The organism is Candidatus Desulfofervidus auxilii (assembly GCF_001577525.1).
Taxonomy (GTDB): domain Bacteria; phylum Desulfobacterota; class Desulfofervidia; order Desulfofervidales; family Desulfofervidaceae; genus Desulfofervidus; species Desulfofervidus auxilii.
Genome location: NZ_CP013015.1, coordinates 2,350,629 through 2,374,417, shown reverse-complemented (window position 1 = coordinate 2,374,417; position 23,789 = coordinate 2,350,629). Strand labels below are relative to the sequence as shown.

At 37.3% G+C, this 23,789-nt stretch carries 24 protein-coding genes and 4 tRNA genes; 8 read left to right on the top strand and 20 right to left on the bottom strand.

The window, feature by feature from the left end; all coding sequences use genetic code 11:
• Window positions 1-60: 60 nt before the first annotated feature.
• The 3 genes from HS1_RS12940 to HS1_RS11900 all read right to left on the bottom strand — a co-directional run bounded on the left by HS1_RS12940 (window position 61) and on the right by HS1_RS11900 (window position 1,023).
• Window positions 61-324, bottom strand: a complete 264-nt coding sequence (locus HS1_RS12940; protein WP_156469474.1) for a hypothetical protein — start codon at window positions 322-324, stop codon at window positions 61-63.
• A 62-nt stretch (window positions 325-386) separates the two neighbouring features.
• Window positions 387-728 (bottom strand): HepT-like ribonuclease domain-containing protein, encoded by a 342-nt coding sequence (locus HS1_RS11905; protein ID WP_066065847.1) that lies wholly within the window; start codon window positions 726-728, stop codon window positions 387-389.
• Window positions 721-1,023, bottom strand: coding sequence for a nucleotidyltransferase family protein (locus HS1_RS11900; RefSeq protein WP_066065844.1), 303 nt, complete (start codon window positions 1,021-1,023; stop codon window positions 721-723). The genes HS1_RS11905 and HS1_RS11900 overlap by 8 nt, the downstream gene beginning before the upstream one ends.
• Before the next feature lie 197 nt (window positions 1,024-1,220).
• Between HS1_RS11900 and HS1_RS11895 the strand changes: the two genes are divergently transcribed.
• Window positions 1,221-1,982 carry a TatD family hydrolase gene (locus HS1_RS11895; RefSeq protein ID WP_066065841.1) on the top strand — a complete coding sequence of 254 codons (762 nt, stop codon included), beginning with the start codon at window positions 1,221-1,223 and terminating at the stop codon, window positions 1,980-1,982.
• A 489-nt stretch (window positions 1,983-2,471) separates the two neighbouring features.
• Here the strand turns inward: HS1_RS11895 and HS1_RS11890 are convergent, their stop codons facing one another.
• Both HS1_RS11890 and rpsU read right to left on the bottom strand, forming a co-directional pair.
• On the bottom strand, window positions 2,472-2,930 hold the full coding sequence (locus tag HS1_RS11890; protein ID WP_066065838.1) for a GatB/YqeY domain-containing protein: 459 nt from the start codon (window positions 2,928-2,930) through the stop codon (window positions 2,472-2,474).
• 2 nt (window positions 2,931-2,932) lie between these two features.
• On the bottom strand, window positions 2,933-3,145 hold the full coding sequence (gene rpsU / locus HS1_RS11885; protein WP_066065835.1) for a 30S ribosomal protein S21: 213 nt from the start codon (window positions 3,143-3,145) through the stop codon (window positions 2,933-2,935).
• A 319-nt stretch (window positions 3,146-3,464) separates the two neighbouring features.
• Here rpsU and HS1_RS11880 point away from each other — a divergent pair, with 319 nt between their 5' ends.
• The 4 genes from HS1_RS11880 (at window position 3,465) to HS1_RS11865 (ending at window position 4,105) form a co-directional block, all read left to right on the top strand.
• Window positions 3,465-3,812 carry a VanZ family protein gene (locus HS1_RS11880; protein ID WP_066065832.1) on the top strand — a complete coding sequence of 116 codons (348 nt, stop codon included), beginning with the start codon at window positions 3,465-3,467 and terminating at the stop codon, window positions 3,810-3,812.
• Window positions 3,813-3,866: 54 nt separating this feature from the next.
• A tRNA-Gln gene (locus tag HS1_RS11875) sits at window positions 3,867-3,940 on the top strand.
• A 10-nt stretch (window positions 3,941-3,950) separates the two neighbouring features.
• Window positions 3,951-4,026 (top strand) — tRNA-Glu (locus HS1_RS11870).
• Window positions 4,027-4,030: 4 nt separating this feature from the next.
• A tRNA-Thr gene (locus tag HS1_RS11865) sits at window positions 4,031-4,105 on the top strand.
• Window positions 4,106-4,277: 172 nt separating this feature from the next.
• On the opposite strand, the gene HS1_RS11860 is transcribed toward HS1_RS11865, so the two are convergent.
• The 3 genes from HS1_RS11860 to HS1_RS11850 all read right to left on the bottom strand — a co-directional run bounded on the left by HS1_RS11860 (window position 4,278) and on the right by HS1_RS11850 (window position 10,119).
• On the bottom strand, window positions 4,278-5,387 hold the full coding sequence (locus tag HS1_RS11860; RefSeq protein WP_156469473.1) for a hypothetical protein: 1,110 nt from the start codon (window positions 5,385-5,387) through the stop codon (window positions 4,278-4,280).
• Between the two features lie 471 nt (window positions 5,388-5,858).
• Complete coding sequence (locus HS1_RS11855; RefSeq protein ID WP_066065822.1) at window positions 5,859-8,969, bottom strand: AAA family ATPase; 3,111 nt, start codon at window positions 8,967-8,969, stop codon at window positions 5,859-5,861.
• Complete coding sequence (locus tag HS1_RS11850) at window positions 8,956-10,119, bottom strand: metallophosphoesterase family protein (protein ID WP_066065818.1); 1,164 nt, start codon at window positions 10,117-10,119, stop codon at window positions 8,956-8,958. The genes HS1_RS11855 and HS1_RS11850 overlap by 14 nt, the downstream gene beginning before the upstream one ends.
• A 65-nt stretch (window positions 10,120-10,184) precedes the next feature.
• On the opposite strand from HS1_RS11850, the gene HS1_RS11845 reads away from it, so the two are divergent.
• A complete protein-coding gene (locus HS1_RS11845) occupies window positions 10,185-11,054 on the top strand; it encodes an EamA family transporter (RefSeq protein WP_066065815.1) in 870 nt (289 codons plus the stop codon).
• Between the two features lie 104 nt (window positions 11,055-11,158).
• Here the strand turns inward: HS1_RS11845 and HS1_RS11840 are convergent, their stop codons facing one another.
• Window positions 11,159-11,719 (bottom strand): nucleotidyltransferase, encoded by a 561-nt coding sequence (locus tag HS1_RS11840; RefSeq protein ID WP_066065812.1) that lies wholly within the window; start codon window positions 11,717-11,719, stop codon window positions 11,159-11,161.
• Window positions 11,712-11,927, bottom strand: a complete 216-nt coding sequence (locus HS1_RS11835; RefSeq protein WP_066065810.1) for a hypothetical protein — start codon at window positions 11,925-11,927, stop codon at window positions 11,712-11,714. Before HS1_RS11835 ends, HS1_RS11840 begins: the two co-directional genes overlap by 8 nt.
• A gap of 323 nt (window positions 11,928-12,250) precedes the next feature.
• Here HS1_RS11835 and radA point away from each other — a divergent pair, with 323 nt between their 5' ends.
• Window positions 12,251-13,603, top strand: coding sequence for a DNA repair protein RadA (gene radA, locus HS1_RS11830; RefSeq protein ID WP_066065807.1), 1,353 nt, complete (start codon window positions 12,251-12,253; stop codon window positions 13,601-13,603).
• 99 nt (window positions 13,604-13,702) lie between these two features.
• On the opposite strand, the gene HS1_RS11825 is transcribed toward radA, so the two are convergent.
• The 10 genes from HS1_RS11825 to HS1_RS12935 form a co-directional block, all read right to left on the bottom strand.
• Window positions 13,703-14,431 (bottom strand): carbonic anhydrase, encoded by a 729-nt coding sequence (locus tag HS1_RS11825; protein ID WP_066065804.1) that lies wholly within the window; start codon window positions 14,429-14,431, stop codon window positions 13,703-13,705.
• A gap of 206 nt (window positions 14,432-14,637) precedes the next feature.
• Entirely contained in the window at window positions 14,638-15,621 is a 984-nt protein-coding gene (locus HS1_RS11820) for a sodium:calcium antiporter (protein ID WP_066065800.1), read from the bottom strand.
• A 2-nt stretch (window positions 15,622-15,623) separates the two neighbouring features.
• The gene (locus HS1_RS11815) at window positions 15,624-16,583 is read right to left on the bottom strand and encodes a polyprenyl synthetase family protein (protein WP_066065796.1); all 960 of its coding nucleotides are present in this window, start codon (window positions 16,581-16,583) and stop codon (window positions 15,624-15,626) included.
• A gap of 181 nt (window positions 16,584-16,764) precedes the next feature.
• On the bottom strand, window positions 16,765-17,076 hold the full coding sequence (locus HS1_RS11810; RefSeq protein ID WP_066065793.1) for a hypothetical protein: 312 nt from the start codon (window positions 17,074-17,076) through the stop codon (window positions 16,765-16,767).
• Window positions 17,073-18,332: a 3-phosphoshikimate 1-carboxyvinyltransferase gene (aroA, locus tag HS1_RS11805; protein WP_066065790.1), complete on the bottom strand. Its 1,260-nt coding sequence runs from the start codon at window positions 18,330-18,332 to the stop codon at window positions 17,073-17,075. Before aroA ends, HS1_RS11810 begins: the two co-directional genes overlap by 4 nt.
• Window positions 18,329-19,153: a shikimate dehydrogenase gene (locus HS1_RS11800; RefSeq protein WP_281178312.1), complete on the bottom strand. Its 825-nt coding sequence runs from the start codon at window positions 19,151-19,153 to the stop codon at window positions 18,329-18,331. Before HS1_RS11800 ends, aroA begins: the two co-directional genes overlap by 4 nt.
• Window positions 19,150-20,142 carry a 3-dehydroquinate synthase II gene (locus HS1_RS11795; RefSeq protein ID WP_066065785.1) on the bottom strand — a complete coding sequence of 331 codons (993 nt, stop codon included), beginning with the start codon at window positions 20,140-20,142 and terminating at the stop codon, window positions 19,150-19,152. Before HS1_RS11795 ends, HS1_RS11800 begins: the two co-directional genes overlap by 4 nt.
• Window position 20,143: 1 nt before the next feature.
• Window positions 20,144-20,962, bottom strand: a complete 819-nt coding sequence (locus HS1_RS11790) for a 2-amino-3,7-dideoxy-D-threo-hept-6-ulosonate synthase (protein ID WP_245669997.1) — start codon at window positions 20,960-20,962, stop codon at window positions 20,144-20,146.
• 268 nt (window positions 20,963-21,230) lie between these two features.
• Window positions 21,231-22,745, bottom strand: coding sequence for an AmmeMemoRadiSam system protein B (gene amrB, locus HS1_RS11785; RefSeq protein WP_172793689.1), 1,515 nt, complete (start codon window positions 22,743-22,745; stop codon window positions 21,231-21,233).
• Window positions 22,666-23,583 carry a bifunctional riboflavin kinase/FAD synthetase gene (locus HS1_RS12935; protein ID WP_172793688.1) on the bottom strand — a complete coding sequence of 306 codons (918 nt, stop codon included), beginning with the start codon at window positions 23,581-23,583 and terminating at the stop codon, window positions 22,666-22,668. Before HS1_RS12935 ends, amrB begins: the two co-directional genes overlap by 80 nt.
• A gap of 78 nt (window positions 23,584-23,661) precedes the next feature.
• On the opposite strand from HS1_RS12935, the gene HS1_RS11780 reads away from it, so the two are divergent.
• Window positions 23,662-23,747, top strand: a tRNA-Leu gene (locus HS1_RS11780).
• Window positions 23,748-23,789: the final 42 nt, after the last annotated feature.

Genomic DNA, 23,789 nt, shown 5'->3' with positions numbered 1-23,789 from the left:
GCCTCTTCTCGTTTTTCAAGAATGGCGTGGCAGCGGGTATAAAACGCCTCAAACCCCATCTCAACTCCCCAACTTTCTCTCTAATTCTTCAACACTCGGCAAATTGCTCTTCATCTCCTCTGGAAGTGCACGTATTAGTCTATAAGAAGAAACGCCTATCGGCTTGAAAGTATAGAGATGAACCTGGTTTCCCACAAAGGTAAGGCCAACGCCTAATTCAAGGATAAAAAGAGCGTGATAAAAGCCGCTTTCTATCTGGTGGACCAGGACGTTTCGGCTCCAACCATGCTCAATGCTCTGCTGGATGTGCTGGATATTCTCCAAACCCAAGCTCTTTTAGTTGCATCTTATAGACTCCTTAAGTTTTTTAATTTCGACAAGTTAATTTATATGTAGTCAAGCAGATACTTAACCGCGGCTTCAAGCTCTGGCAATTTCCGGTTAACCACATCCCATATAATTTCCTTATCAATACCAAAATATTCATGTATCAAAATATCTCTAAGTCCGGCAATTTTTCTCCATTCCAAGGGATAGAGTTTCCTTTTATCTTCTGGAATTTGCTTTACAGCTTCACCGATATTCTCCAAACATTTTAACACCGCATAAAATGCAACTTCTTTTTCTACAAATTCTTCTAAAGCAGAAATGCCTTGCGTAAATCTCCTAATGCGATCAATTTCATCAAGTATTTCTTGTAAAATAATTTTTAGCTCTTTCTTAGACATAGACAAGTTCCTTAAAAATGTAAGGCTGTAATCTGGGCTTTACTGCTTTTTTGGTGACAAGATCTACTTTCAGGCCAAGAAGATTTTCAAGGTAAAACTTTAAGTCCATGTAATTGTCAAACGTTTTACACCCAGTTTCAAATTCCACAAGAACATCTATATCGCTAGCAAGCGTCTGTTCTTCTCTAACATAAGAGCCAAATATCGCTAACTCTTTGACACCAAACTGCTTTCGTAAAATTTTTTTATGTTCTTTGAGTAAGTTTTTAATTTCTTCTAAAGATTTAGTTTTCATAAAACCCAAGCTCCCTTAAATTACGTTTTATAGCCTCTTCAATTCTTGCGATTTTAGTTTTATATCGTTTTTATCATGGATAATCAATATAAAAGTTGGGATTCATTTTCTACCTCAAGTATATTTCCATTTGAAAGGGAGTTGTATTATATTGTAAAAAGTGGCAAATATAGTGCATTATCTTATGGAGGAGAACAGTGACAAATTTAATTGAGGCTCATACCCATGCAGATTTAATGCCTTATGAGGCGTATGAGGAATTGGCGTTAAAAGGAGTAAATAGAATTATTACCCATTCCTGTTATGTGGGAGCCACCCGGGCTACTACCTTGTTTGATCATTATCACCAATTACTTAAAATTTTTACCAATAACGCGCAGAAAAATGGGCTAAAATTATTTATTACGGTAGGTATCCATCCATTAGGCATTCCCGAAGATTGGCCCAAGGTAATTGATATTCTTCCTACTTTCTTAGAAAAAGAGACCATTATTGGTTTAGGAGAAGTTGGCCTTCATTTTGATACTGCCTTGGAAGCAGAGGTATTAAAATCCCAAGTAGAGTTAGCTAAGTCTTTAAATGTGCCTATTGATTTGCATCTGCCCCCTAAAAACCGCTCAGAAGTAGTTACAAAAACCTTAGACATCTTGGCTAAAGTGGGCATTGATCCTCAAAAGGTAGTGATTGAGCATGTTCATACCGACGTCATTAAAATGGTTAATGAATTTGGAGCCTATGCTGGCCTTTCTCTAGGAGAAGGACGACTTTCTCCGCAAGATATTTTAGAAAATGCTCCTTTATTCCAGCGAGGCATGTTAAATAGTGATTACATAAACTTTGTTTATCGGCGTTATGACGCTGTACCTCAAGCTGTGCATTGGTTAAAACTCCATGGAGTTGATGTTTCTTTTTTAGAAGCCATAGCCTTCCGCAATGCAGAAGAATGCTGGAAAATTTAAATATAAGTTCTATTCCTCTTCTGGTGGGAAATAAAAGGTTTTTTAGCCATCTTCGTTCCTGCCTGCCTGCAGGCAGGCAGGTATTCCATTATTTTGGAACAACGGATAACCTTATTCTAAAATTAAACTAAAAAATGGAATAAGCAACTTACCTCAAAAAACACCTTTAGGGATATGGCTTTCTATGAATTGTTTAATATCATTCATTGTTATGTTTTTTGTTTCTTGGTTAGAGAAAACCAAACTTAAGGCAATTCGCATTGCTTCTAAATTATCAACTGAAAATCCTCTGCCGTATCTTTTTGTTAAATCATCCGACAATCTGAGAAGGTTTGAGACTTTATCTAAAAGATTTTCATAGGTAGCCCTTTTAATTTTTTACCATATCGTCCTCTTTTATGAGATAAAATCTACACAGATAAGCTTTAATTTGTTTTCATTAAACTCCACTGCTTCCTCTAATTCATTTACAGGCCTTTCCTTCTCTTTTCAATGGGAATTATATTGGGTGAGAAATTGCCTCACTTTTTGGCTTATTACTTTGCCTTCAGCCCGTCCGCTTAAGCGAAACATAGCTACTTTCATCACTTTACCCATATCTTGAGGCCCTATAGCTCCTGTCTCAGTAATAATCTCCTGCAAGATTTTATCCAATGCCTCCTCTGAAAGTGGAGGAGGCATAAATTGTTCCAATACTTTTAACTCTTTTTCCTCTTTCTCTACTAAATCAGGCCTATTCCCTTTTTGGAATTGAGCAATGGACTCTTTCCTTTGCTTAATCTGCTTAGCTATTAACTGAATAATCTCATTATCTTCTAGCTTTCGCCTTAATTCTACTTCTTTATTTTTAATAACAGCCTTTAATCCCCTAAGGGCATTCAATGCATCTGTTTTCTTGGATTTCAATGCCTCTTTCAGATGTTCGTTAATCTCTTCATATAGAGACATTTCTAACCTCTCTGTTGTAAAAGACCAAGGCGTTTCATCCGTTTTAATAGCCTTTTACGGGCAGCCATGGCTTTCTTTTTCCGACGCACGCTAGGCTTTTCATAAAATTGCCGTTTTTTCAGTTCTGAAAGAATCCCTTCCCGCTCTACTTCCTTTTTAAAACGTTTAAGAGCGCTCTCAAAAGGCTCATTTGGGTGTACCTTCACACCTACCATTCATAATCCACCCCCTCTCATATCGGATAAAAACTAATTATAGTGGTTAAATTATTTAAAGTCAAGGAATATGGTTTTCCCAACCAGGGATACGGCAAAGTAGTTTAATTAGAATAGATAAAGAGTTGACAGATTTCTATTAAAATGTAAATTGACCATATGAAAACTTTTTTATCATTTTTGTGTTTATTTCTAATTTTAGGAATGGCCACGGCGGAAGATGTCAAGGGCTACTTGGTCCCAACTTATTATATTTATTAAAATGCAATCAAAGTCTCCACTTAAATTCACCAAACTATGGCTAACAATAGGCTTCCTAATGATTGCTGTGGTGGTATTTTTTTCCTTAATACCTACACCGCCTCAGATAGTTGGTTTTTCCCAAAGTGACAAATTTGTTCATTTTGTGACCTATCTTTTTTTAATGCTGTGGTTTGCTCAGATTTACTCCCTAGGAAATATACACCTGTTGTTATTTGTAGGTTTTGTCTCAATGGGTATAGTCTTAGAATTTTTACAAGGTATGAGCCACCAGCGGTCATTTGAATATACTGATATGCTTGCTAATAGTGGTGGGGTATTGTTGGGCTTGATATTGGCAAAGACTAAGGTGGGAACCTGCTTGGTAGTTCTGGAAAAAAAATTGATGCATTTTGAAAAAAGCTAACATCCCCTGCTCCCTTGACTGGTTTTCAAAATTTAGTTATCTTTATTAAAAAGATGGCGGATCGTCTAGTGGTAGGACGGCAGACTCTGGATCTGCTAACCGAGGTTCGAATCCTCGTCCGCCAGCCATTTTTGAAGGGGTCCCATCGTCTAGTGGTTAAGGATACTGGCCTCTCACGCCAGAGACACGGGTTCGAATCCCGTTGGGACTACCAAAAAGCCAGCGTGGCTCAGTGGTAGAGCAGCTGATTCGTAATCAGCAGGTCAGGGGTTCAAATCCCCTCGCTGGCTCCAAATAAGAGTAAGCATTTTCAGAAATTGGATATTTTAGCAAATTTGCCTTGGTGTCCATATAGGTCTCCACATTTTCCATGAAACCTTGTTGCAATACAGGTCACTACAGCAAATTGGATTAACTGTATTTTGTAGGTTTGACCCTACAAACTTTATTTGCCTTCGATATCAGTTAGCGTTCAAGGATAAAAGTGCCGTGGTCATAGTAAACCAAATTATCCACATAAAGATCGTAATTTCCTGTGATAGTATTACCTGAAAGAGTTCCATTGATGTCTAAGCGTCCACTATAACCTCCCCCAGACCACTCACCTGATAACTCAAACGTATTTCCATTAACTGTTCCAGAAAGGTTAGCAGTAATAGTCCCAAAATCGGTGTTAGTTACAGTTACATCTGCACTAAGATTATTACTGACTTGACTAATTGTTATACTGACACTACCTGAATACTCAGGGAACCAAGTACTATGCCAACTACCTTCCCAAGTTCCAGAAAAATCAGATATGTATTCTATTACATTAACCACCACAGTATCATAATAAACACTCTCCCATGTTACATTTCCATCCATATTGGTATCAACACCAAAGTAAAACGTATATGTACCTGCTGGGAGTCCTAAAACGGGTATGTTTAATACTTCATATGAATCTAGATAAAATAGTGGGCCTTGATATGCTGGTACCCAATCGGTTGTCCAACCGTCAAAGGTGTAAAAGTAAAGCCCAAATGGTGTATCAGCCGCCAGCCACCAGTCTGCATTTTCTGTTAAGTCATTGTTATTTAATGATACAGTAATAGTCAGTGTATCTGATTGATTTAGTGTAATGGGCTCGTCTGAGCCATTTGCCTTTATGTCAGGAATGGGTACGGGTGGTTCTGAATATTCATCTGCAGCTATATCTAGAGCTACACCTACTATCCTTGGGTCCTCCTCAAAGTCTGTATCAGGAATACCAGGGGCAGAGTTATTGCCTGCATCTGTGCAGAGGGAATCGGATTGAAGGTGAAAGTCTCCATTCTCAGGGTCAACAAGCATGGGAGCAGAAGTGATGTTATTGTCACGGTTGTGTTTGTCTGGGCCAAGATTGTTATTGAAAAGCGCTATGGTTGAGCCTGTGCCGTTTCCATCTCCGTCAGATTCCACATAAAGAGCGTCTCCGCCTGCATTAGCAGTGTTGTCATAAATAATGTTGTTATATATCTGTGCTGTAGCCGAGTCATCGTATGTCCCCACACAGGCGCCACCCTCATTACTGGTGTCTGTGTTGATGTTCATTATCTGAACCAAGCTTTGTCCGTTAAGAGTATGGCAGTTTCCGTCGATGGTATCATTCTTCCCATTACTTTGAGCAGTTGTAAGGGGGTCCTGAAACCCCGTAATCTCCGAGACATTGAAGGTTCCCGCCCTTGCCACTGAGGCAAACAACAGCATTAATGCCACAATGCTCAGACATATAAATTTTTTCTGCATGTTGCCCTCCTTTTTGTGAAACCCTTCTTTTCTTAACTTTTAATTTATTCAAATGCCTTACTTTTGTCAACATTGTTTTTATACAAGAACATTTAACTGACAGGAAATGCCTTCTTATTTACCTTCCTTATTTGTCTTTTGTCATTAGAGATCAAAAATATGTATGGTCTTTATGAGTCAGATTCATTACCTTTCCACCTATAAAGTGGGTTGAGCAGTCCATAAACCAAATCAACCAACAGACTACAGTATCTGATTTATTTCTACAGCTTGTCTTTATACATGCAATTTTACCACGCTTGTGGAGGTAAAATCTTTTTTTACCAAAATATAGGCTGGCAAAAGTTGTTTAAATTTTTCTAAATGGGTAATAATGCCTACTAGTCTTTCTTGTTGCTTTAGTTGGTTAAGCACTTCTGCGACTGCATCTAATAAATCTTCATCAAGGCTTCCAAAACCTTCATCAATAAAGAAAAAGTGGATAGGACGCGCCTTTGTTTTTTGGATATATGAAGAAAGGGCCAGAGCCAATGAAAAAGAAACCAAAAAGGTTTCTCCTCCAGAAAGCGTTTCAATTAGACGAATGTGCCCTATAGAGGGGTCATAAACAGAAAAATTAAAGCCCTCCCTACTCATTTGAATGACAAATCTCTCTCCGATTATGTCTTTCAAAATGCGATTGGCTTCATATAAGATACTTTGAAATAAATGTCTGGCAGCAAATTTTACCAGGGCCTTCCCATAAAGGCAGTCTTTTAAAGTAGAAGCTATTTTAATTTCTTCTTGGTCCTTTTTGATTTCTGTTTCAAGCCTTTGTTTTTGTTTTAATTTCTCTTCTAAGTTCTTTATTTCGTTTTCTAATGCCCCTTCTTGATTTTGCAAATGTCTTATTTCTTTTTTTAATTTTTCCAGTTTTTCAGAAGTAGCTTCAGGTTCACCTAAAGGCAGAGTCTGAATAGGCAAGTCGTCTATCTGAGTTTTTATTTGTCCTAATTGCCCTTTGATATTCTCTATCTCTTCTTTCCATTTTTCTATAGCTTGCTTTAAGGCATTTATTTCTTTTTCTGAAAGCAAAAGATGTTTTAAACCTGCTAAATCTAAATGTCTCTTTTTTGCCTCTTTTATGAGAATCTTTGTTAACTCTTGTTTTTTCTTTATCTCAATCCTTAACTGTTCTTTGGTTTTATCTAATTTTTCTTTAATATTTAAGTAATCATTTTGTGCTTTTTGCCTTGTTTTTTCCAAATCTTGTCTCTTTTTTTCTAATTTTTCCCTTTGTTCTTTAGTTTGCTTTAAAAGTTGCTCAGGGGATTTTTTATCAATTTTTTCTATTATTTCTCTCTTTATATGTGCTAATTCTTTCTCTAAACTTCCTATTAAACTCAATAAGTGCTTAATTTCTTTTTTATGCCCCTCGGCTTTACGCCTTTGTCTTTGTATTTTTTCTTCTTGCTGTTGCAATTTTTCTGCAATCTCTCTAAGTTCTTCGCTAGCCTTATTTTGCAATTCAAATTTGTTTTGTAATTCATCAAACAGATTTTTTAATCCTTTTAGATTAAGCCTTAAACCTAATTTCCTTAAAATTTCTTCTATTTCTTTTTTAAAATCAGCAGATTTTTCTGAGTATTGTTGATGTTTATCCTCTAACTTGGTATTTATTTGCACCAATTTTTCAACAAGGGGTTTTAACTTTTTTCTGAGTTGATTTATTGTCTCTATTTTTTTCTCAAGCTTGTGTTTTTCCCTCTGAGTATCTTCTATTTTTGCAGTGATCTCCTCATCCTGTGCAGGTTTAGGATGGATAGTAGAGCCACAAACAGGGCAAGGATGCCCCTGTTTAAGTCTGATGGCCAAACTCACTGCCAGGTGTCTTTGGCGGAAATTTTCTAAAACTTTATCAAAAGTCTTTAATGTCTCCTCACATTTTAGCCTAAAGTCTTCTAATATATCTACTGCATTTTCAGGGGAAGGCAATACAATTTCAGGCAGCCATTTCTGCCATATTTTTTTTATTCCTATCTGGGAGTCTTTTTTTTCTTTTTTAAATATCTCTATTTTTTCCTTAAGTTCTGCTATCTCCTCTTCCCAGCTTTTTAATTTGCCTAAATGAGAAGCATATTTATGTAAGATATTAAAAATTCTTTTTTCTTCTTTATTGAAGGCATTGCTTTCTAAGGTCTTTTTTGCCCGTTTTTGTCTATGCAACAGGGCTTGTTTTTGTGTTCTATATTTCTTTAAAATATGGGCTGTATCCTTTAATGCCTGTTTGTTTTCATCTAGCTGTTTTTTATTTTTATCAAGCTGTTTTTGTTTTTCCATAAAATCTTTCTCTAGTTTCTGCGCCTGTCTGGCGTTTTCTTCCAAATGGGTAAGTTCTTCTAATTTTTGAGGAAGGGTTTCTGCAAATTCTTTTAGTTGTTTTTCCGCAAGTTGCCATTTTTTCTCTAATTTTGCTTCTTTATTTCGCAAATCTTTTAATAATCTTTCTATTTTAGGGATAGAGCTTTTCAATTGTTCATATTCTTTAAATATATGGACAAGGGGCGCTATTTCTTCTGCCTGTTTTAAACGCCTTTCTTTTTCTTTTATAATTGGCTCATTTGCCTTTAATTTATTAAGTTTTTCTTCTAATTCCTTTTTTCGTTCTAAAAAATCGGCTAATTTGATTAAAATTTGATGGTATTTTTCAAGCTTCTTTTTGCTTTCTTCCTTTTCTTTTAAGACCTTCTTTGTCTTTTTAACTTCTTGTTTTTTATCAGCTATTACTTTTTTACTTACATCTTTTAAGGCCAAGAGTTGTTTTTCTTTTTCCTCCTTTGAGGCATTGAGTCTCTCAAGATACTGAGTGATCCTTTTCCATAAGGCTTCACCATAAATCTCAAGTCCAAAAATCTTTTCTAAAATATCAGCCCGATTTGCAGGAGAAAGCCTCAAAAACTCTGAAAACTTCCCTTGGGGTAGAATAACTACCTTTGTAAAGTCTTTAAACTCAAGCCCCAAGATATGATCCAAATGATTGCTTACTTCAGTTATTTTTTCTGCAATAGGCTCCTTATGGTCTTTAACTACCTTATAAAGTCTCACATAACTATGACCATATCTATCTATTCCTCGTATTATCTCATATACTATTCCATCAATTTCAAAGTTAAATATTACCTTCAATTGGTTGCTACCTGGATTAATAGCCTCTTTTATAGACTTTTTATCAAGGCGATCTACCTTTCCAAAAAGGGCATAAGTCATGGCATCAAGGATAGTGGATTTACCATCACCAGTCTTTCCAAAAATACCAAAAAGACGATACCCATAAAAAGGAGTAAAATCTATAACCTGTCTTTCCCTGTAACTATAAAGACCTTCAATCTCTAAGCTAATGGGTTTCATTCTTTAACTCTTCTACAAATTTCAAAAATAGCTCCACCATAGTTTCATTTGGTGTCTGATTATACTGGGCTTTATAAAACTCTATAAAAAGTTCTTTGGGGGTTAAATCTACTACAGATATTGGTCTATCAATCTCAATTTTAGGCATCTCAAAATGAATGCCTAAAAGATTTTGACTGTATGCTTGCTTAAGTTTAACAATTTCTTCAGTACCCACTGCAAGTGGCGGAAAACGCAGAAAAACAAGACTATGTTTATAATTAGCACTTTGCTCTAAGGCCTCATCAATAGTATTAAAATTAAGAGATTTGACAGATTTTTGGTAAGCAAAAGGATAAAATTCAACCTTCCCATCAGGCCGTCTTATTAAAACACCTTTCTTTTGATTTGCTTCCTGTATATCAAAGGGAAAAATAGAGCCAGAATAAAAAATATTTTTTCCCAAGCGTTGATAGCGGTGCAAATGTCCTAAGGCAACATAACTGGCATGTTTTGGGAAAAAGTGTGAAGGGATTAATTGTGCTCCACCGATGGTGAAATCCCTTTCTGAACCAGATTTTTGCCCACCCTGGACAAAAAGATGAGAGACAATAATATAATCATCTGCTCTATATGGAGGTATGGCCTGCAAAATATTTTTAAGATGCTCTTCATAATTTGTGCTAACTTTAAGGCGTGCCTCTGAAGGATATGGCAATACAAGCAAAGAAATAGATGTATTTTTTGATGGAAAACTGGCGTGAAGGAAATTTCTTTCCCCTTTAAGTTCAAAATGATTTGTCTTAAAGGAAAAAAGGGTTAAATCGTCCTGCGGACTGCCACAAATCACCATCGCATGAAAACCCGCGGCTAGAGGACGAGGCACATCAAACTTTTCTGGGGCATCATGATTACCAGCAATAGCAATTACAAGTCTCCTTCCATTAGCCGTTAATTCTTTTAAAGTGCTATAAAATAATTCTTCAGCCTTAAAAGGAGGATTGTAGCTATCAAAGATATCACCAGCGATAAACACTATATCTACATCTTCTTTTTCTGCTATTTCTACAATTTCTTTAAGAATCTCTTGCTGAATCTCTAATAAGGAAAAATCAGTATTTTTAAATGTCTTTCCCAAATGCCAGTCTGCGGTATGAAGGAGTTTAAGCATGAGTTATTCAACTGTATTATAAGTAAATTTTCTTTTCAAGTATAATTATGTAATATTTACTTACCATGAGTTTTGAAGCCTTATTTCTGGTGTTTATATCTGCTTTATTTCATGTAGGCTGGAATTTCTGGGTAAAAAACAGCAAAAATAAACAAATATATATCTGGTGGATGTTTACTAGTGCTTTTTTAGTGTCCTCGCCCATTAGCATTTTTCACTTTTCAGGATGGGAGGCAATGCCCACCAAATCTACACTCGCTTGCCTTAGTGCAGGTTTTATGTTCAGTTTTTATCAACTTTGCACTGCTAAGGCCTATCAAAAAGGTGATCTCTCAGTAGTCTATCCATTAAGCAATTTAACTCCTCTTTTTGTTCCAATTTGGGCAGTCTGTTTTCTGCATGAAGGATTAAGTTTTTTAGGGATAATAGGCATCTTGCTCACAACCTTGGGAGCATGTCTAATTCACTTTAGCCCTTATTCAGAGGAAAAAACAAATAAGAAAAACAAAAAAGCGGCCCTTTGGGCATTAAGTGCATCTTTTTTTGCTTCAATGGGTGCTGTCTTAGATAAAGCAGGTGTAGATTTAATACCTCAATCCCTTCTAATCCATTATATAACCCTTATGATTATGTTTATGCTGTTTTTCCTTGGTATATGGGCATGGATTCGTTTCCCTAAAAATATAATATTGGGAGAAATAAAAAAATATCCCATCCAAATTTTAATTGGGGGATTGATGCTTTCTGGTTCATTTGTCTTTTTTCGTTATGGGATAAAAATCTGTCCTATTAGCTATGCAGTTGCAGTTAGGAGAGGAGGAATCCTTATAGGTGTGTGGCTAGGTATCTTATTTTTCAAGGAATCTCATGGTTTTAGCCGCACCATGGCCTCAATTTTAATTATTATTGGATTGATATTGCTAAAATTAGCGTGATTAAACAATTATCCCCTTCTTTCCTCATCGGCTTTTCTCCTTGTTCCTTAGCCCTTTCTTTATTTAAAACACACAGCCCATAGGCCATGAGATAATCAAACGCATCACGCATAATCAGTTAATTCCTTCAATGAATTCCATAGTTTTAGCCATTTTGTTTCTCCTAATTCTTGAGATATTTTATCTAAAATCTCAGTAATTTTTTGGCAATTTAAATCTCTTTGGTGTTTAAGGATTCCCTTTACATCTTCCAAGTCTCTTGGGCGACCAGCAAGGATTTTTTGAATGATTAAATATTCAACAGGGATAAACTTTATTCTAATTTCTCCAAAATCAACCAATCTGGCCTCTAAAATAGCTTTCTTTTCTAAAAAAGTTCCTGCAAAAACCACATCTACTCTCACCTCAACAAATTTATGTCTAAGCGGTAAAACCCATGTTTCTTTAACAAAACTATTCACATCTTCTACTAAAGGAAAAAATTTTTCTTTTACTGCTAAAAGTAATTTTTCTACTTCATTTGGCATAAGATTAACTGTCACATCTATATCTTGCGTCAATCGCACTTCACCATAATAAGCAACTGCCAATCCACCCATCACCATATAATCAATTTTTGCCCTTTCTAAACAAGTGATAAATTCTTTTAAAGCAGTCTTAAACATTAAAATAGCCAAGCTTTCTTTTTAATTCCGTAAAATACTTAACATGAACATCGTTTTTAAAAACTTTTAAAGAAGGAGACTTCAAAGAAAAGACCAAATCATAAAGAGAAATATAAGCATTCATCCTTTCTTTTGGTGTAGAAAAAACTTTTTTGTTATATTTTTCTTCCCATTCATAAAATTTTTGCCAATGATTTAAATTCTTCATTTAAATATTTTTACTATAAGCACTCAATAATCACAAGAAAAATTTTTAATTTTAGGAATAACACAAAAAACTTCTTTTACAATCTCATCCATCGTTTCTGACTTCCTTTCTTCAAGACACATCTATAACAAATATGCCAGGGGTAATGTAGTGGGTACGTCTGAGTTTATAGGTGAAAAATGCCCAAATATAAGTAAGTTTTGACTTTTAGGTGTCAAAGTTGAGCTAAAATTTGTCTCAGATAGGACATATCAAATTGTGTTTTTGTATGTATTGTGTTTTTTGAGAAATGTGTTTTTATATTTAGAGGGATGTTCTAAGAAATGGCTAAAGAAGCAAAAGTGCAATTTATTTGCCAGGAGTGTGGATATTGCTCTCCCAAATGGTTGGGTAAATGTCCTGATTGTGGGGGGTGGAATACCTTTGTGGAAGAAATTTCTTCCTTAAAACCTTCTTCCACTTCTCTAGATACGCCTTCCACCCCTATTCCTATTACCCAGATAGATTCTCTAAAATTACCTCGGTTAAAAACAGGTCTGTTGGAATTAGACCGGGTATTAGGAGGAGGATTAGTCCCAGGGTCAGTGGTCTTAATTGGTGGTGCACCAGGTATTGGAAAGTCAACCCTTACCCTTCAAGCCTTATTTAACCTCACTAAGCAGGGATTAAATACTCTTTATGTTTCAGGTGAAGAGTCTGCTACTCAAATTAAACTCAGGGCGGAGCGTCTGCATGTTGAACATCCAAGGCTCTATTTGCTCACTGAAACCGCCTTAGAACATATCTTAAGCAGTATAGAAAAAATAGATGTTCAAATTGTAGTAATTGATTCCATTCAAACTATGTTTACTACGGCGTTGACCTCTGCTCCAGGGAGTGTTTCTCAGGTGAGAGAAGTTACTGGAAAATTAGTGCGTTTGGCTAAAAATAGGAATATTTCTATTTTTATTGTAGGTCATGTAACCAAGGAGGGTGCTATTGCTGGCCCAAGGATGTTGGAGCACATGGTAGATACTGTGCTTTATTTTGAGGGAGAAAAAGGCCATCCCCATCGTATTTTATGTGCGGTAAAAAACCGTTTTGGTTCTACTAATGAGATAGGAGTTTTTGAAATGCAAGAATATGGATTAGTAGAAGTGAACAATCCTTCAGAGCTTTTCCTGGCTGAGCGCCCTGTAAACACCTCTGGTTCTGTGATAGTGCCCATTTTAGAAGGTAGCCGTCCTATTTTAATAGAATTACAGGCCTTAACCAGTCCCAGCTTTCTGGCCATGCCTAGGCGGACAAGCATTGGAGTTGACCCATACCGGCTTAATCTACTGGTGGCCATTTTAGAAAAAAAAGTAGGCCTTAACTTAGGACAACAAGATATCTTTTTTAATGTAGCTGGGGGAGTAAAGATAGAAGAACCTGCTGCAGATTTGGGTATAGTAACTGCTATTGCTTCTAGTTTCTTAAATAAACCCATTCCACCTCAATGGGTTTTACTGGGTGAAGTAGGTCTCACTGGAGAAGTTAGAGCTATTACTCAGGCAGAAATTCGTTTGATAGAAGCAGAAAAGATGGGGTTTAAACAATGCATAATCCCTCAGAGCAACTTAAAACATCTAAAAAAAACCCCTTTGCCAACTATTGGAATCCACAAAATAGAAAAGGCCTTTGAGGTATTATTTTAAAGACTTAGGAATTCTCTCCACATACAACACCACAACTTCACCTTACCCAATTTGTAGCCTAGCAAATTACTTTGTTATCTGCCAAGGGCGCTTTAGGGCTTACACCCAAAATTCAACTTTACCACTACCAAGGTAGTAGTAAGCACCAATGATTTTGAGCTCACCCTTTTTCTGCATTTCTGCCAAAGGCGCGCTTTCCTTAGAAATTTGTGCAATCACCATCCGAACATTCTCTTTGGCAGCTGCTTCTACCAATGCCTTGCCTTTAGTCCCTGTTTTTTTATGGGCCTTTTTTACCGCCGGCATAAGCCGGTTAATAATATCTTCAATTCCTGGCGTCTCCTTTGTCTCTGGATGTTCAAAAGCATGCACGGCTGCCCCCACAGCACCGCAAGACTCATGTCCCATAACCATAATTAAACGGCTGGTAGAATGCAAAGAGGCATACTCAATACTCCCTAAGAGGGCAGGGTTGATAATATTGCCGGCCACACGCACAATAAAAAGCTTTCCTAACCCTTCATCAAAAATCAATTCTGGAGGTACACGAGAATCAGAACAGCTTAGGATAGTAGCATAAGGCCACTGGCCTTTAGTAAGGGGTTTACGCGCCTCAGGCCCCACACCCGGATCACTTAAGCGTTTCATAGAAACGTAGCGTGCATTACCCTCTTTTAAACGAGCGATGGCTTCATCTGGAGAAACAAGAATATGTCCACTGCCATGATGTTCTTCTGATGCAAACACATTCAAACCTTCGACTCTGGATAACATCAAGCCGGCTGTCCCAATAGTAAATCCCTTTAATAATTGGCGGCGTGTAATCATTGTTTCTCTCCTTTTGTTAATTTTTGTTAATTTATGTTAATTTATACAAACATCAACTTGACTATTAACATACTTTTTAAAAAAGTCAATCAGAATTAATTTCTCAGCAGGGCGTGCTTCGCATAGGTTTGTGTCCGCTTTACCTTGAAGTTAAGGTTGGGAAAGTAAACTTTGCCGAGTTCCTGTATTTTTCATAAAACAGATAATTAACGCAGATAATAAAGGATACTCAAATTTAAAAAATAGATTAAAATCATAGTTAAATTGCCTAAAATAACCAGTAATGGTTTTTGGAATTTCAACATCAAACCAAAGATTGCAGTCATGATAATGGCAGAAATGACATTTAGCAGTTGATTTTGATGGGAAAAGGCAAAAATTGGCCCTTTTAAAAAAATTACATCGTATATAGGAAGGAAAAATAAGTCAGTAATATTACTACCCAAGATATTGCCTATAGCCATATCTATACTAAATTTAAAGGCAGAAAAAGAAACCACTGCTTCTGGAAGAGAAGTAGAAATGGCAATAAATATACTTCCTACAAAGGTCTGACCCAGACTCGTGGCAACAGCTAAATCATTTCCTACTTTTGGTAACCAAGTAGCTGCTATTAAGATAATAAATGCATTGAGTGCAAAATTTTTAAAGGCATGAGATAATGAAATATCTCTATAATTTTCATTCAGTTTTTTTTGCTCTATTAGCCTTTCTGCTTTATAAATAAAAAACATAGCTAATGGATAAAGAAAAAATAAGATTAAACTACCCCCACTTATCCAACCAAAGGCAAGGTGTTGACCTAATAAGATATTTACACCTGCCACGGCAAGCATGAGTATTCCAAAACTAATAGATAGGAAATGATTGTTTTTTATTTGGACAAGTGATAAACCTAAACCGATTGTAAGGCCCAAAAGGGCTAAAATAAATAAGTTGCAAACACAACTCCCTAAAATTCCACCTATGGCAATATCAGGGGCCTTTACCCATAAAACAGCACTCAAGCCATTAAACGCTTCAGGGCCAGATGTTATAGGAGCTAATAGTAAAATACCAATCCAGCTTTTACTTAGCCCCATTTTTTCCGCAATGATGTCGGCATTAAGCGAAAGCCGAGTACCAGCAATGAAAATAAAAATACTACATATAAAGAATTGCAACCAGAGGAGAAATAGAGAATTTGACATAGTCAATAATTCCGTTTGCCTATAAAATCGGCCAATTGAAATAAACTTTCTCTTATGTAATGAGGCGGAAAAATAGACAGAGCTGTTTTTGCTTTAGAAATAAAAATTTGTGCCTTATTTTTAGCCAAAGTGATTCCTCCTTTATTCTTCACAAAAGAGACTATATTCTCAATGTCTTTTTGTTGTCTTTTATTAAAAAAAGATTCAATCATATCTTTTTCATCAGGATTGGCATTTTGTAAGGCATAAATAAAGGGTAAAGTGACCTTACCTTCTCTTATATCTTGGCCAATAGGTTTACCAAACTCCTTTTCACTACCAATATAATCCAAAATATCGTCTACAATTTGAAAGGCTAGCCCCAGATTATGACCATAAGCATAAAGGGCATTTTCTTGCTCCTCACTTGCCCCAGCTAGAACTCCTCCTAAATGGCAGGCACGGGCAATTAAAGCGGCTGTCTTGCCATCAATAATTTCAAAATATTCTTCTTCTCTTAAGTCAAGGCTACCTGTTTTAGCAAATTCCAAAATTTCCCCCTGAGCTAGAATAGATACTGTTTTAGAGAGCATTTCTACTATTCGCAGATTTCCAGAAGAGGCGGCTAATTCCAAGGCCCTGGCTAACAAAAAATCACCAGTTAAAATAGCTACTGTCTTACCCCAAACCTCATGAGAGGCCGGTTTTCCTCTACGTGTCTTGGCTCCATCAATCACATCATCATGTAAAAGGGTAGCTACATGGAGGTATTCAAAAATAGGAGATAATTTTATTTCTTCCCCAGTTTCACAACCACACAGCCGGGCAGAAAGCACAAATAATAATGGCCTTAACTTTTTGCCTCCACTTTTTAAAATATATTGACTGATGGTTTTAGCCAAAGGTGTTTGTGCCTTTAAATGCACATCTATTTCTTTTTCAATAGAAGACAAAATAGAATCAAGTTTTACCAAAGGAGACATGGAATTTCTTAATTTAATAAGCTATTTAAAAAGGATATAGAGTATTCCTTTCCTTCTGTCAATGGGAGGAAAAGAAAACCCGCCTGCCTGCGGGCAGGCCCACCTGCCGTTCGGGGCAGAGACGTTAGAATAAAAAATCAATCGCGGATTTTGGCTTCTATTGGAAAAAACAATTTTTTATTTAATTTTCCCTCGTGGGGCCTGAGCAATTGGCATTAGTTTGGCATTCAGATAAAAATTCAGATAGGGCTATGCTTGCTCTTAAAACCTGCCCCATTTTACATCCTTTTTCATTTAGGGGATCCAATAACTGAATTCCTTCATGTTCAGGACAAATACGTTTTGCCTCTTCTAAGTAATGATTAAAATTTCTGGTAAGTTCAGGTGGGGCAGGAACAAAAGTTGGACAGACATCTTCCTCAAATGTCTTTTTAAGTTTAGTTATTTCTTGTTGCAATTTCTGGTGAAGGTTTTTTATCTGTTTTTTACTCATTTAAATAGACCTGTTTCCCAAAATCCCGGAAAGGATTTTTTTACACAATCAGGATTTCTAATTATTATCCCAGGCACTTTTAACCCGGCTATGGCAAAGCTCATAGCGATACGATGGTCATTATAAGTCTCAATCTCAGCCCCTTGCGGTTGACCGCCTTTGATAATAAGACCATCTTTTTTTTCTTTTACCTCAATGCCCATCTTTTTTAATTCAGTAGCCACGGCCTGTAGCCTATCACACTCCTTAACCCTTAAATGTCCTACATTATTAATCACTGTTTCTCCTTTAGCAAAGGCCGCCACCACCGCTAGAGTAGGCACTACATCTGGCATTTTATTCATATCCACTGTAATACCCCTTAAATTATTTCTACCGATTACCTTAATACCATCTCCCTGGGGAATTATTTGACATCCCATTTTTTTCAATACATTAACAAATCCAATATCTGCCTGTTTGGAGGTTTGAGCAATGGGTCTTACAGTAACCTCACCTTTTAAAATAGCAGCTGCCGCCCAAAAATAAGAAGCAGTTGAGCAATCACCTTCAATGGTATATTGGCAGGCCTGATAATGACCTTTTTTTACTTCAAAACATTTATAATTCAAATTCTTTACAGAAATACCGAATTTTTCCATTACATCTATGGTTAAGTCCACATAAGGAAGCGAGGCAATCTTGCCTTTTACCTCAATCACACTATCTCTTCTCCCATAAGGAGCAGCCAAAAGAAGACCAGAGAGAAACTGACTGCTTATGGTAGGGTCTATCTCTGTCTTACCGCCATTTAAACCTTGAGTTTCAATAACCACAGGCGGACATCCATTTTGCCTTTCACTATATGCCTTTACTCCCCATTGATTTAAGGCATCCAATAAAGGTTGAATTGGCCTTTGTTGCATCCTTTCATTTCCTGTAAGGACAAAACGCCCCTGACCTATAGCACAAATGGCAGTCAAAAGACGCATAGAAGTGCCTGAATTACCTAAATAAACAGGTCTTTTAGGAGGAATTAATTTTTTCTCTATCCCTTGCACCACAGCCTGGGTATTAGAAATATCTATCTTCACACCCATCTGCCTTAAAGCCTCTGTGGTCAAAAGGGTATCTTCTGCCAAAAGAATGTTTTCCAGAGTAGAATGGCCTTTGGCCAAAGCAGCCGTAATCAATGCCCGATGGGTAAGGCTCTTCGAGCCAGGAACAGTGATGGTAAGTTTTAGGTGATTTGAGATAGGAGTGATTAGCTTTTTCAATTTTCCTTTTCCAAAAATTTTTCAGCCACTTTCAACATTTTTTCTACTGGCGGTTCTTTTTTTGTCCACAAACGGAATTGTTCTGCCCCTTGATAAATGAGCATTTTTAATCCGCCAATGGTATTACAACCCATCTTTTCCGCCATTTGAAGGAGTTTAGTCTTTAATGGTCTGTATACCGTATCCATCACTAGCTCAAATTTGGCTAATACCTTTTCATCCACTGGAGAAGTATCTATCTCTGGCCACATTCCTATGGGAGTAGTATTAATGAGCACATCACCAGCTAGCACAGGTAATTTTTCCCAAGGGAAGGCATGGGCATTTATCTCTTTGGCCAAAGCACAGCCTTTTTCATAAGTGCGATTAACGATAATTATTTCTGCCCCTTCTTTTTTTAACCCAAAGGCAATGGCCCTAGCTGCTCCACCGGCACCCAAAATAACAAATCTTTTCCCCTTTATCTCTGTTTTTTCTTTTAGACTAAGTAAGGCCCCTAACCAATCGGTATTAAATCCCAATAAATAGCCATCTCTATTTACTACTGTATTTATAGCTCCAATTTTTTGAGCCATTATATCTATTTCATCCAAAAAAGACATAATATTTATCTTGTGGGGAATAGTTACACTCAAGCCCTTTATGCCTAAGGCCTTCACCCCTTTTATGGCCCCAGAAAGCTCAGTTACCTCAAAGGCCAGATAAACAGCATTTATATTATAGGAAGTAAACGCCAAATTTTGAATAATCGGGCTTAAGCTATGCCTTACAGGATGGCCAATAATACCATATAAACTGGTTTCTGCATCAATAGGCATCATTTTTCCATAATAGTTTCTTCTATCTTATGGCCAAAATGTCTCCCTCCCTTTTCCATAGCCACCACTACTTCATCTCCAGGCTTCAACTGGACTACAGAGATAGGTTTGCCTTTTGGTGTAGTCAAGCGGATAGTCTCTGCATTTTGTAAAATGGTGCTCACCTTCTGACCATCTACCTCTGCCTCTACCAAGAGCAAGGGACGTCTTTCTACTTTTACTCGGCCTACAATCCCTGTCCTGGTTTCCCCTTTAGCATTGACAATCAATACTTCATCTCCGGCCTTTAATTCAGATAAGTATTTTGTCTTATTCCCTGGAACCTTAATATAAGCATGCACTGGGCCTGCATTGACCCTAAATGGCCTGGGACTCACATAAGGATTTTCTATATTCTCCGCATGAACCAAAAACATGCTTGCACTACTATTACCTATCAACATCCCTTCACCTATTTCCATTAAATCGCAGGTATCCACACATACTCTATATCCCATTCCTAAGGGTTTAATAAGGGTTACCTTTCCTGAATAAAGCTCTAATTTCTCTGACCATTTTTTCACCAAATCCAGTATCTTTTTTAATTCATTGATATTAGTAGTGTTTACTAAAATACCATCTACTCCTTTTTCTAATACGCCTAATAATGTTTTTGCTTCTTCCACTGTAGCAGCTTCAGCAAATAAGTTATTTGTTTGGGCAACCAGATTTTCTAAAGGAATAATCTTCCAGTCCTTGGCTGTAACTACCACTATAGCTGTTTTGGTAAGTTTTAAAACCCTTTCTTCGTCTTCCTTGCTTTTTATTTCTGCAAAGATGACGTCTTTATCTATCTTCAAGTCACCGTCTGGGGCTATGGTTTTGATGCGGCCTAAGGCATGAACCGCCTCTGTTTTACCTTTCTCTACCAAAATGGCATCGGCCCCACCTTCAATGGCCGTGGTTACCAATTTTTTTTGCCATGGTATTACCTTTACCCAAACCTGTTTCATTTTAACCCTCCAATTCTTTTAAGGCTTCTTCTACACTGACATTTTTATGGACCACTTGAGCAATAGCCCTTACTATTTTGGTGGGATTTGCATGTTGAAAGGCATTCCTTCCAATAGAAACACCTGCACCTCCAGCTTCTATTGCCCCTTTGACCATTTCTATTACCTCTCTATCCGAATTCATTTTTGGACCACCAGCAATCACTACTGGCACTGGGCAACCTTCTACTACCTTTCTGAAAGTTTCCTCTGATCCGGTATAAGACACTTTTACTACATCTGCTCCTAACTCAGCTCCTAATCTGGCACAATGAGCAATGGTATCAGGGTCATAACTATCTTTAATCTTTGGTCCCCTAGGATAAACCATAGCCAATAAAGGCATCCCCCAATCTAAGGCCTTTTTAGAAACCTCTCCAAAATCTCTCAGCATTTCCCTTTCATTTTCATCTCCCAAGTTAACATGGATAGAAACTGCATCTGCACCTAGTTTTATAGCCTCCTCTACTGTGCAAACTAGAGTTTTTGTATTTGGGAAGGGAGATAAAGAAGTGCTACCTGAAAGGTGAATGATAAGACCCACATCAGGACCACCCCCTCTATGTCCAGCAGTGACAATCCCTTTGTGGATGACAATGGCATTGGCACCTCCTAGGGCCACCTGGTTGATAATCTCTTTCATATCAGTCAAACCCGGAATAGGACCCACTGTAACCCCATGATCCATTGGAATAATTACGGTTTTACCTGTCTCCCGATCGAAGATTCGCTCTAGCCTGATCCTTTTGCCGATTTGCTTGCCTGCTAATTCCATTCCCATCTTTTAACCTCCTATTTTATAAATAATAAAAAAGCCGTGAAGGTTCTCTCCACGGCTTTCCTTTCAGCCGTGGGCACTGGTCTGCCCACGGCCATTATCGCAATTGGGCCTTGGTTATGAAACAGTGGGCAGACCCAAATCAAAATAGCTAAAATAATAAAAACCACCCTTCAATTGTTGCATTTTTACCCTTTCTCAATAAAACGTAGGTGAAAATAGCATAAAAAAAAGGGATTGTCAACTTAAGTTGCCAGCCCAAAACTCCCGTTTAATGTTTCTTCTCTCCAAACACCTCAGCCGTAAAGCGGTAAATAGATGCCCCTTTTTTCCAGGCTGAGGGAGAAAGACCTGCTTTTTTACAAGTCAACTCTAAAAATTTTAGCCGATCCAGATTAAATTCAGTTGCCACCTGAGGTAAAAGTAGTCCCTGCTGACCATCTTTTTTAATGATAAGTCCATCACGACCAACTCTTATCTCTTCAACTTTTTTTACAGGAATAATGGGCCCCAACACAGAAATCTCAATGTCTATTTCTTTCAATTCCTCCTGACGTAAAGGTAAAAAACGAGGGTCAGCAAAGGCTGCCTGAAGACTTGCTTGCATGACGGTTTTATAAAGAGGGAAAATGGGTCTTATAAATCCAATGCATCCCCTCAATTGTCCGTGTTTTTTTAAGGTAACAAATGCCCCTTTTTTCTCTTTTAAGACAGGAGAAACTTTTATGGGAATTTCCTCAACCGCAGGAGGATGACCATGATTAAAGTAATATTTTAAAGTAAATCGGGCCAATTTTAACAAGTTTTCCCTTTCATTCTGATTCAATCCAGGCTCATCTAAAAGCATGGCTACATAACTCACAGAGTTACTGTAATTGCTTAATATCTCTCCAGAAGTCGTATAATGTAAAAGAAATCCCTTAGGCTGTTTAGCTAAAGAAGAAATAGTAATAGCGATGGGATAAATGCCACAAATAGTGATTTTTGTTTTATGGTAATAATCTAACAATCCTTTGGAATCACCCTTTTTAATAAACTCAACTGCCTCCATATCCATTTTTTTGATTTTTTCTGAAATATTTTCTTTAAAAGGCACATAACCATACATAGGACCAAAGTGGGTAAAATCAGAGCTGGCAATAAAAAGGGTATTTTTTATATCTTTGCCCAAGACTTTTTTTAAAATATCTGCCAGGATAAAAATATCTTCATCCTTTACCTCACTAATCAAGATAGGAACAATCTTAAAATCCTTTAAAACTATTTGTAGAAAGGGCAGTTGGGCCTCAATGGCATGTTCCCTTAAGTGGGCCATAGTACGTTCTTTAAACAAAGGATTTTTTAATAATGCCTTCACTACTTTCCTATCCACAGGCACTTGTCCTAATGGCGTTTCATAAGCAACCACATCTAAAGTAGATGCTCCATAAAAATGGGCATAATGAGAAGGGGCCAGAATCACCACCCGATTATAGCCTCGCCCGGCAATGGCCTTATAAGCATAAGCCGCAGTCGGGCCAGAAAACCGATAGCCTGCATGGGGGACAATCAGGGCATTAATCTTTGATGGTAAGGAAGGCAATTTTGCGTCTTTTAGAAAAGTCTCTATCTGGGCTTTAAGTGCCTTGGGGTCTTCTCTATACCATTTCCCTGCTACTGCTGAGGGACGTATTATAGCCCAGCTAGAAGACAGGTTTAAAACAAGGCTAAGCAATAGAAAATTGAGATAATATCTTCCTAGCGGTCTCAATGTCTTTTTTAATTTGAGTAACCAATTCCTCCACACGGGAAAACTTCCTTTCATCACGCAATTTTTTAACAAAGTTTATTTTAATCTCTTCTCCATAAATATCTTGATTAAAATCCAAAATATGGGTCTCAACCGAGAGGGCATTATTGCCAAAAGTAGGGCTAAAGCCGATGTTTGCCGCACCCTGGTACTTTTTCCCCTGATAAATCACTTCCACAGCATAAACGCCAAGCTTGGGAAAGACCTCATTTACCAAGGCCAGATTAGCCGTAGGAATGCCCAAAAGCCTCCCTCCGCGGTCCCTTCCTCGGATAACCTTACCAGTCACTTGGTAATAACGGCCTAAGAATTTTCTTACTTTTTCTACTTTGCCTTCTTGGATCAATTCTCTTACCTTAGTGCTACTTACCACCACTCCATTTACCTTTATTGGCCCTACTACATGCACCTTAAATCCCAACTCATCTCCCCATTTTTTAAGGAGTTCTAAGTTTCCCTCTCTCCCTTTGCCAAAGCTATAATCATAACCAGCAATTATTTCTTTCATGCCAATTTTTTGCATCAAGATATCTTTTACAAACTCTTCGGCCGTAATCTGAGCAAACTTCAAGGTAAAAGGCTGACATATAGCTACTTCAATGCCTTTACTGGCTATGAGTTCCATTTTTCGAGGGAGGGGAGTGATAACTGGGACATGTATTCCCTTTAAAACTTCCACTGGATGAGGGTCAAAGGTAAAGACAACAGATGTGCCTCCAATATCTTGAGCCCTTTCTATGACTTTTTTAAATAACATTTGATGTCCCAAATGGACACCATCAAAGTTACCTACCGTCACCACGGCATTCAAAAAAGGCTTAGTGATCTCATTCACCGAATTAACAATTTCCATTTCTATACCTTGTTGACAAAAAAGATTTTTCTTTATAAAAAATTTTAAAGAAAAAGCAAGGCCGAAGTGGCGGAACGGCAGACGCGCCAGGTTCAGGGTCTGGTGAGGGGTTCCTCGTGCGGGTTCAAATCCCGCCTTCGGCACCATTGGTTATTTTTCAAGTAAGATTGACATCTCGATAGAGGCTT